General features: G+C 75.2%; 2 pseudogenes. Both read left to right on the top strand.

From position 1 onward, the window contains the following. Positions 1–660, top strand: a pseudogene (locus ACOJTC_RS15590) (hypothetical protein); the annotation flags it as partial. Positions 661–684: 24 nt separating this feature from the next. Next, a pseudogene (locus ACOJTC_RS15585) lies at positions 685–2,230 on the top strand (hypothetical protein); the annotation flags it as partial.

Below are 2,230 nucleotides of genomic sequence, written 5' to 3'. Positions count from 1 at the left end.
GGTCTCGGTGGCGGCCGCATTGACTGGGGCGACCTGGGCGGTGGCACCGGCTCCGGCTCGGCGGGCGGCGGTGGACTCGGCGGTGGTGTCGTCGTCCCTGGCCTGACCCCCGGCCTGGGTGGGCTGGGCAACCTGGGGTCCTCCGGCGGCTCCGGTGGCCTGGGCGGTGTCAAGGGCGGCGGGGCGGGTGGCCTCGGCGACGACACGACCAACCCGTCGGCGCAGTTCCCGACCGACGTGGACGGTGTCGACGTCGGCAACCTGGGCGGCGGCTCGCCGGGCGAGTCCTCGACCAGCGGGGTGGCCCTCGGCAGCGAACTGGCCGCGCTGCTCGGCGAACCGGCCGGGCTCGGGCCCGGTGGCAGCGGGGCGCGGGGCGTCGACTCCGCCGGATCGGCGGCCGGCGGGTTCCCGATGATGCCGCCGATGGGCGGCATGGGAGGCATGGGTGGGGGCGGCCAGCAGGGGGAGAAGGACCGTGAACGCAAGACCTGGCTGGAAGAGGAAGAGGACGTGTGGGGCACCGACCCCGAGTGCGGGATGGCCGTCATCGGCCGCTCCGAGCACGCCGAGGAACCGGCCACCACGATGCCGGCCGCGCCACGCCGACCCGGCCAGTCGCCCGGCCCCACCCGCACGACGGGACGTCGCCGTGGCTGACCGTCGACCCGGGCGGGCCGCGCGGTGACCGCCCCGAACCCGGAGTACACCGGCTGGACCTGGGAACGGATGCTCCAGGACGTCCTCAACGAGGGCCGCGACGGCACCGACCAGGGCAGCGGCACGCTGATCGACCGCAACCTGGTGGCCGGCCACGGGGTCACCTGGGTCCGGTTCGTCGAACGGCGTACCCAGGAACTGGACCGGGGCACCCGCCCCACGATCGACCCGGGGGACCGGGAACTGATGGGCTACCGCCGGGTCGGTCCCGGGGTGGACGACCCGCAACGGGACCTCTGGGAGATCGTGCGGGGCCACGTCACCTTCTGGGAGGGGACCGGCGGCCCCCCACCGGCCACCGCGTTCGACAGCTTCTACCGGGCGAGCGTCAACGCCCTCACCCGCCTGTACGCCGGCACCAACGGCTGGTTCAGCGAACGCAGCTTCACCGACGCCGGCAACCTGCTGTGGCGGGTCGAGCAGACGTTGCTCACCACCGCCGCCGAGCTGCGGGTGCTGCGCGACGGGATCAGCGGGGCCGGTTCCGGCTTCGAGGGGTCGGCGTCGGCGGTGTTCGTGGCGGCCCTGAACACCCTGCACGCCGACATCGACCGGCTGACCCGGGACATGAACGCCACCAACGAGACCAACGCCTGGTCGGACCGGGTCTTCCGGCAGTCCAACGACCTGCTGATATTCCGCGAGCGGATCAACGACGCGTGGCGGGAGTTCAGCGACCACACCCACCAGTGGTTCAACACGTACCACCCGACCGCGCTGTTCAACGCGGTCCGCAGCATCCTCGCGCAGGTCGACCAGGGCAGCCTGAACGCGGTCGGGGTCACCATCCCGGACACCTACGGCACCGGGCCGGTCGGTGGCACCTTCGACCTGACCACCGCGGCCGGCTGGACCGGTCTCGACGTGCTGCTGCGCACCGCCTGGCTGCGCCAGCTCGTCCGGCTCGACCTGGCGATGCGCGACGCGTTGGCGCAGCTCGTCACCGCGTTGCGGGAGACCAGCGGGATCGTCAACCGGTTCGCGGGACCGCCCGGCGGCGGTGACCAACCGCCGCCACCGCCGGGCACCTCGGACGGCCCCACCGGCGCTCCACCCCCCGACGAGGTGCGGTCCACCATCCAGTCCGGCGGCGGCGGGTTCGACGGGTCCGGCGGTGGTGGTTCCGGCTTCGACGGGGCCGGCGGCGGCGGGCCGGACCTGTCGTTCTCGTCCTCCTCCTCGGGAGCCGGCGGGATGGGTGCCGCTCTCGGCGGCGGCCCGGCGGCCATCGGCGCGTTCGGCGCGGCGGGCGTCGGCGGGTTCGGCGGGGCGGGTCTGTCGGCGCTCGGCGCGACGAGCCTGGCCGGCGACTCCGCGGACCTCGGCGTCCTTGGCACCTCCGGGGCGGCCGGCGACGGCGTCGGCGCGATCGGTGCCCTGGGGCGTGGCGGCGTGGGCGGCTGGGCCGGCGGTGCGCTGGCCGGGGTGGGTGGTCTGGCCGGTGGCGTCGGTCCGGTGATCGGCGGACGGGCCGGCGGTGGCGTCCCGGACGGCGACCGCCGCTCCGGCG

Source organism: Micromonospora sp. (genome assembly GCF_048594385.1).
GTDB classification, from domain to species: domain Bacteria; phylum Actinomycetota; class Actinomycetes; order Mycobacteriales; family Micromonosporaceae; genus Micromonospora; species Micromonospora wenchangensis.
This window is presented reverse-complemented; position numbering and strand designations above follow the sequence as displayed.